This is a genomic window from Streptomyces sp. NPDC000878 (genome assembly GCF_053599695.1).
This window is the reverse complement of sequence record NZ_JBSFMT010000155.1, coordinates 1-7266: the sequence shown is the minus strand read 5'-3', so window position 1 is coordinate 7266 and position 7266 is coordinate 1. Positions and strand designations below refer to the sequence as shown.

Sequence of the window (7266 nt, the reverse complement as noted above, 5' to 3'; positions counted from 1 at the left end):
GGCGGCTACGGCTACACCCGCGACTACCCGGTCGAGCGCATGATGCGCGACGCGAAGATCACACAGATCTACGAGGGCACCAACCAGGTCCAGCGGATCGTGATGGCGAGGAACCTGCCGTAACCGAACCGACAGCCGGTCCCGAACACACAGGTTGGCCCCTGCCCGAAGGATCGGGCAGGGGCCAACCTGTGTACTGCTGTACTGCTGCGCTCAGTTGCCGGTGACGGTGACCTTGTCGTCGTTCTTCAGCTCGGTCACCAGGGTCTTCACCTTGGCCTTGTCCCAGAGGAGGTTGCCGCCGGACGAGCCCGAGATCGGCATGTTCATGGACGTGCCGTCGCCGCCGGTGACGCCCTTCATCGCCCAGAACATGTCGCCCAGGTCGAACAGGCCCATGTCCTTGTCGACGACCAGGGTGTCGAGGCCCGCGCTCATCGTCGGATACAGCTTGAAGGGGTTCAGGATCGTGCTCGGCGTCGCCGTCTGGCTCGCCAGCGCCGCGAGGAACTTCTGCTGGTTCTTCGTACGGTCCAGGTCGCTGCCCGCGAGGGCGTACCGGGTACGGACGAAGGCCAGGGCCTGCTCGCCGTTGAGGGTCTGCTTGCCCGCCGTGAAGTTGGCGCCGGACTTGGTGTCCTTCATCCCGCCCTTGGGGATGGTCAGCTCCACACCGCCGACCGCGTCCACGATGTTGGCGAACCCGGCGAAGCCGATCTCGACGTAGTGGTCGATGCGCAGCCCGGTGTTGAACTCGACGGTACGGACGAGCAGTTCGGGCCCGTCCTCCGCGTACGCCGCGTTCAGCTTCACGTGCCGGCCCGTGCCCTTGAACGTCTTGCCGGACTCGGAGCCCACGAAGGTCGGGATCTCCACGTCCGAGTCACGGGGGAGGGAGATCAGCGTCGGGCCGTTGTCTCCGGTGTGCAGGATCATCATCGAGTCCGTGCGCTGCCCTGCGGCGGACCCGGTACGAAGCTTCTTCTTCTCCTCGGCGGACAGCCCCGCGCGGCTGTCGGAACCGACGATCAGATAGTTCGTGCCCTCGCCCGCGTCCGGCCGGTCGATGACCTTCGACAGGTCGACCTCGCGGTTCAGCTTGGAGTCGGCCCAGAAGTACGTACTGACGGACACCACGACCAGCAGCGTGACCAGGGTGATCGCGGTCCACTTGATCCGCTTGCGCCAGTTCGGCGCGGGACGGTCGCCATGACCACCGCCTCCGACGGCACCGGCTCCGGCCCCGCCGCCGTAGACCTGGCCGGTGTTGTAGTCGCTGCCGCCGCCGTAGCCGTCGTTGCCGCTCGGATTCCCGTACGGGTCACCGCCGTACGGCTGCTGCTGCGGGACCCCGCCACCGTACGGCGGTGCCGAGGACCCCTGCCCGTACTGCCCGTACTGGTCACCAGGGCCACCCGGGCCGCCTTGGCCACCCGGGCCACGTTGAACCTGCCGCATCGCGCGCGCACCCTCGGGCTGTGCGTTCGCGCTGCCGCGACCGTACCGGTTGTTGCGGTTGTCGTCGGACCACGCGTCAGGCCAATCGTTCATGCCGACCAGTGTGCAGTGCCGGGGTGTGTCCTATACAAGGGTCGAAGGAAATTAGAAGCAGTGCTGTTGCGAAGCTGACACAAATCGCCCATGTGTGCGCTCGGCATAAGGTGAGGGCCATGACAGACCAGGCCACCAGCGCGGATGCGGCGCCCCCGGGCAAGCCGACCTCCGCCTCCCGGACGACCCTCAGCCACATCATGACCCACGCCGACACCAACCTCCTCGGTACGGTGCACGGCGGTGTGATCATGAAACTGGTCGACGACGCGGCGGGTGCGGTGGCGGGGCGGCACAGCGGGGGCCCTGCGGTCACGGCGTCGATGGACGAGATGGCGTTCCTGGAACCGGTGCGGGTCGGCGACCTGGTCCACGTCAAGGCCCAGGTCAACTGGACCGGCCGGACGTCCATGGAGGTGGGGGTACGGGTCCTCGCCGAGCGCTGGAACGAGTCGACGCCGGCGACGCAGGTCGGGTCGGCGTACCTGGTCTTCGCGGCGGTCGACGCCGAGGGCAAGCCGCGCCGGGTCCCACCGGTCCTCCCGGAGACGGAACGGGACGACCGCCGCTACCAGGAGGCCCAGATCCGCCGCACGCATCGCCTGGCGCGACGGAGGGCGATCGTGGAGTTGAGGGAGCGCAGAGCGGCGGAGGGCTTGGACGACTAGGGGCGCGTTTCCTCGCCCCCGCCGCCCCTACCCGTCCCATCCCGTTCCTGGGGGCTGCGCCCCCAGACCCCCCTCCGGCCCTGAACGGGCCTTGTCCTCAAACGCCGGACGGGCTGAGGGTGCGGGCCGGTGCTGAAAGATGAAGCCCCGGTCGGCGTGCGAGGACAACCACGCTCAACCCACCCTTTTCCCCGCCCACCAGCCCCCGCCGCTTCCGCAGTACGGGCGGTGCCTCTTCAGCGCCGGCCGGGGCATTTCAGCCTGTCCGGCGCTTGAGGACAAGCGCGTCCAGCGCGAGCTTTTCCCTACCCACCCCCGGCCGCCACCATCCAGCCCGTCCGGCGTTTTGAGGACGAGCGCGTTCAGCGCGAAGGGGGGTCTGGGGGCGCAGCCCCCAGGGACAGGATGGGACGGGTAGGGGCGGCGGGGGCGAGAAAAAACCAGGCCCCACCCGGCTCTCACCGACACCCCACCTGATCCCCCGTAGTAACCCCGAACTCCCCCACCCGAACCTTCCGCACCCCCCGATAATCCGCCCCCACAGTCACCCGCATCACAGCCCCCTGCCCCCGCACCACCCGCAACGAACTCCCCGGCAACGCCGCAGCCAACGACCGCGCCGACCGATCCCACCGGGGGTCGTACGCGATCACCGTCCGCCCCACCTCCCGCCCCCGCGCCGCATTCACCGGCACCCGAGTAGTCCGAAACCCGGCCCCCGCCAACTCCCGGTCCACCTTCCGCCCCAGCCCCGCCGTACGCGTCCCGTTCTCCACCTGCACCCGAATCTCCTGCGGCGCCACCTCCACCCGAACCGGCGCACCGCCCTTACCGCCGCCGCCCCCAGGCGCCCTCCGCACCGCCAACGGCTCGTCCTCCCGCAGCGCCCGGAACAACCGCCCCGACTTCGCCGCGTCCCACTTCAGCGTCGACCCGATGCCCTTCACGGCGAACCCCATCCGCCCGATCGGCACGGTCGTGAACTCGGACGACGACGGCGAGAAGTTCCGCATCGCCCGCCCGAGGTCCAGCAGCTCACCCGTACCGAACTCCTTGTCCGCCCGCACCGACCCGAGCACGGCCCGCGTGATGTCCCGGAACTTCATCGGGTTCAGCAGCACACCCGACGACGTGGACTGTGCGATCAGCGCCGCCATGAACCGCTGCTGGCGCTGCATCCGCCCGAGGTCGGAGGACCCGTCGGCGTGCCGGGAACGGACGTACTGCAACGCCTCGCCCCCATTCAGCTCGTGCTTCCCGGCAGCCAAATTCAGGCCCGTGTACGAGTCCTTCAGCGGTCGCGTCGCACAGATCTCGACTCCCCCCAGCACATCCACCGTCTTCATGAAGCTGGTGAAGTCGATCTCCAGATAGTGGTCGATCTTCACGTGCGTCATGTGCTCCACCGTCCGCACGGTGAGATTCGGCCCGCCCTCCGCGTACGCCGCGTTCAGCTTGATGACGTGTCCGCCGTGCCGGCGCCCGCTGGTCCGGTCGGTGTGCGGGGGCGTCACGGCGTACGAGTCGCGCGGCAGGCTGACGACACTCGCCCGCTCCCGGTCCTCCGAGATGTGCACGATCATCATCGTGTCGGTGCAGTGGCAGGGCGCGCCCCCGAGCCGGTACTTGCGCCGCTCGGCCTCGCTGATCTTCTCCCGGCTGTCCGTGCCGACCAGCAGCACGTTCATGCCGTGGCCCGCCCGCGGCCGGTTCTTCATGTCCTTGAAGGGGTCGACCCGGGCGATGTCGGCGTCGAGGCTGGTCACCACCGCGTGCCCGATCCCGGCCGCGGCGAGCACCACGACGGACAGCGTCGTCACCGCCCGCATGGCCCAGCGTGGCTTTCTCCGCCGTACGGGGGGACGCGGACGCCCGGACGACGGCCGTGGCCGGCGCTGTGGGGAACCGGGGGAGCGGGGGGCTGCGGGGGATGCGGGCATGGGGGGACACCTCCGCGAAGGCAGGCCGGGGGAGGACAGGGGATGACATGCGGGAGGAGAGAGGGGCCGAACGTGGGATCCGTGAGCACCGTAGGCCCATACGATCTGCGGCCCGGCTCAGGGAGCGGGCGGCGCGCGTCGGTGTCCCCCGTTCGCGGTAACGTGAGCCCCCTATGAACGCCAAGCCCGACGTGCAGCTGCCCGCCGTGTCCGTGATCATGCCCGTCCTCAACGAGGAGCGGCATCTGCGCGGAGCCGTCCAAGCGATCCTCGCCCAGGAGTACGCCGGCGAGATGGAGGTCGTGATCGCCATCGGTCCGTCCACGGACCGCACGGACGAGATCGCCGCCGAGCTGGTACGGGAAACGGCCGGCACGAACAAGCGTGTCCATACCGTCCCCAACCCCACCGGCCGTACGCCCGCCGCGCTGAACGCCGCGATCAAGGCCTCCCGTCATCCCGTCGTCGTACGCGTCGACGGGCACGGCATGCTCTCGCCGGACTACATCGCGACCGCCGTCCGTCTCCTCGACGAGACCGGTGCGCAGAACGTCGGCGGGATCATGCACGCCGAGGGCGAGAACGCCTGGGAGGACGCGGTCGCCGCCGCGATGACCTCGAAGATCGGGGTCGGCAACGCCGCCTTCCACACGGGGGGCACGGCCGGGCCCGCCGAGACCGTGTACCTCGGTGTCTTCCGGCGCGCCGCCCTCGAACAACAGGGCGGCTACAACGTGGAGTTCATCCGCGCCCAGGACTGGGAGCTGAACTTCCGCATCAGGGAGGCGGGCGGCCTCATCTGGTTCTCGCCCGAGCTGCGGGTGTCGTACCGCCCGAGGCCCTCGGTGCGCGCGCTGGCCAAGCAGTACAAGGACTACGGCCGCTGGCGCCATGTCGTGGCCCGGTACCACGAGGGCTCCATCAACCTGCGCTACCTCGCCCCGCCCACCGCCGTGCTCGCGATAGCGGCGGGCGTGCTGCTGGGCGCCGTACTGACGCCGTGGGCCTTCCTGGTGCCCGGCGGTTACCTCGCGGCGATCGCGGCGGGTTCCGTACCGGCGGGCAAGGGGCTCTCGCTGAAGGCCCGGCTACAGATCCCCGTCGCCCTCGCCACCATGCACATGTGCTGGGGCTGGGGCTTCCTCACCAGCCCCAAGTCCCTTGCCCGCAAGGTGATCGCGGCCCGTCGCCCGGCGGTACTGGACGGCGCGAACGCGAACTGAGCCTGAACCACAACGAGTTGGGGGCCTGCCGTCAGCAGTGACGACAGGCCCCCAACTCGTGTCCGTACGAGACCAGTTGACTTCCCCTACCAGCGGTAGGGCGAGTACACCTCCATGCACGCGCTCGTGTCCGAACCCACCACCGCGTCGGCGGTGTCCGGGAGTTGACCGGCCTTCGGCGCGGTCTGCTTCGGGTACGTCGTGCCCTCGCGCCAGTCGGCGCCCACGGTTACCGTCACACCGGAGACATCCGTCGACTTCTTCACCGAACTCGTCGGAATCCCCAGGGACTTGGCGACCAGCTGGGCGTCGCCCGCCAGATCGGCGCGCGGGTAGTACACGACCGTCTTGTCGACGGACAGTGAACCCGACCGGTCCGCTGCCGCGTTGGTGAAGCCCTTGCCGGCGAGGATCCCGCTGATCGCGGTCGCCCGGCCGCTGACCGCGGCGAGTGAGGCCGTCCGCGTGCCGTTCTGCACGAGTACGCCGATCTTGCCGGGGGCCGCCGCCGGGTCCGTCGAAGCCGTCGCCGAGGGCGAGGCCGTCGGGGCCTTGGTCGCCGTGGTGCCGCCCTTGTCGTCGAAGGAGATGTCGTCGCGGAGCATCGTCCACATCGTCTCGGCGTCGGCCTCGGCCGCCACCAGATGGTTCGGGTTCTCGGGGTCCACGACGGTCGGCATCGTCGTCATCGTGATGCGGTCGGTCGGCACCGACTTGAGCTGCATGCCCAGGTCGTACAGCTCCTTGACCGTGCCCAACTCCTCCGACACCGTCAGGGACTTGGTGGCCGCCTCGGCCAGGCTCGTCAGCCGCGGGGCGTCCGTGAAGACGTTCTGCGCCTTCAGCGTACGGATCATCGAGTTCATGTACATGTGCTGGGCCTTGGCCCGCCCGAGGTCGCTGTAGAAGGCGTGCCGGGTACGCAGCCACTGCAGCGCCGACTTGCCCTGGACCTTCTGCTTGCCGGCCTTGAGCTTGAGCCCCGAGCCGCCGGGCACGCCGGGCAGCGCGTGGTCCCACACGTTCTGCTTCACACAGACCTCGACACCGCCGATGGCGTCGGCCATCTGCACGACGCCCGCGAAGTCGATCGTCATCCAGTGGTCGACGTAGACCCCGGTGAGGTTCTGCCAGGTGGCCAGCGTGCAGCCGGCGCCGCCCCGGGCCAGCGAGGTGTTGATGATGGCGTTGGTCGCCGCGAACGTCTCACCGGTGTCGGGGTCCGTGCACTCCGGGATGTCGACCCGGGTGTCGCGCGGGATGCTCACCACGGCCGCGCTCTTGCGGTCGGCGGAGAGGTGGATCAGCATCTGGACGTCGCCCAGCGGCGGGTTGCCCCGGGTGTCCTTGCTCCCGCCCAGCGCCACGTTCGCGTCGGAGTTACGGCTGTCCGAGCCGATCAGCAGGATGTTCAGCGGAGTCTGCCCGGCCGCGTTCGGCTCGGTCTTCTGCGCCTTCGAGTCGCCGCTGCTGCGCTTGCCCTTCTGGATGTTGCTGTTCAGGTGCTCGTAGTAGAGGTATCCGGCGCCGGCCGTGCCGAGTATCAGCACCGCCAGGGTCATCGCCGACCAGCGCAGCACCTTGCGCTTGCCGGGCCGCCGCGGTCTTCCCCCCGGACGGTCACCACCGCCACCACTGCCGCCGGCCGAGCCGCCGCCCCCGTCTCCGGAGTCGCCCTCCTGCTGCTCGTGCGAGCCGTCCCGCTGACCCGGAACCCGAGCAGGCCGGACGCCCGATCGCGTCCCCTCCCCGTGCACACTGCTCTGTGTCATTCCCCTGCCTCCCCACCCTTGCTGCGTCGGTTGACCTGACAGGCCTGCCTTGCGTCCGCGCACGGTGGCCGTGCTACCGCTGGGCGGCGCACCCGTCGCGCTCGTCGCCGAC

At 69.7% G+C, this 7266-nt stretch carries 6 protein-coding genes; 3 read left to right on the top strand and 3 right to left on the bottom strand.

The window, feature by feature from the left end:
• The coding region (locus tag ACWDR4_RS49540; RefSeq protein WP_256178065.1) for an acyl-CoA dehydrogenase family protein at nucleotides 1-123 on the top strand (123 nt) is incomplete at its 5' end.
• 90 nt (nucleotides 124-213) lie between these two features.
• Here the strand turns inward: ACWDR4_RS49540 and ACWDR4_RS49535 are convergent.
• The gene (locus ACWDR4_RS49535) at nucleotides 214-1551 is read right to left on the bottom strand and encodes an LCP family glycopolymer transferase (protein ID WP_450418731.1); all 1338 of its coding nucleotides are present in this window, start codon (nucleotides 1549-1551) and stop codon (nucleotides 214-216) included.
• A gap of 119 nt (nucleotides 1552-1670) precedes the next feature.
• Here ACWDR4_RS49535 and ACWDR4_RS49530 point away from each other — a divergent pair, with 119 nt between their 5' ends.
• On the top strand, nucleotides 1671-2219 hold the full coding sequence (locus ACWDR4_RS49530) for an acyl-CoA thioesterase (RefSeq protein ID WP_450418729.1): 549 nt from the start codon (nucleotides 1671-1673) through the stop codon (nucleotides 2217-2219).
• A 458-nt stretch (nucleotides 2220-2677) separates the two neighbouring features.
• Here the strand turns inward: ACWDR4_RS49530 and ACWDR4_RS49525 are convergent, their stop codons facing one another.
• Nucleotides 2678-4159, bottom strand: a complete 1482-nt coding sequence (locus ACWDR4_RS49525) for an LCP family protein (RefSeq protein WP_450418728.1) — start codon at nucleotides 4157-4159, stop codon at nucleotides 2678-2680.
• Nucleotides 4160-4332: 173 nt separating this feature from the next.
• Between ACWDR4_RS49525 and ACWDR4_RS49520 the strand changes: the two genes are divergently transcribed.
• Nucleotides 4333-5382, top strand: a complete 1050-nt coding sequence (locus ACWDR4_RS49520) for a glycosyltransferase family 2 protein (RefSeq protein WP_450418727.1) — start codon at nucleotides 4333-4335, stop codon at nucleotides 5380-5382.
• Between the two features lie 86 nt (nucleotides 5383-5468).
• On the opposite strand, the gene ACWDR4_RS49515 is transcribed toward ACWDR4_RS49520, so the two are convergent.
• Nucleotides 5469-7154, bottom strand: coding sequence for an LCP family protein (locus ACWDR4_RS49515; protein ID WP_450418725.1), 1686 nt, complete (start codon nucleotides 7152-7154; stop codon nucleotides 5469-5471).
• Nucleotides 7155-7266: the final 112 nt, after the last annotated feature.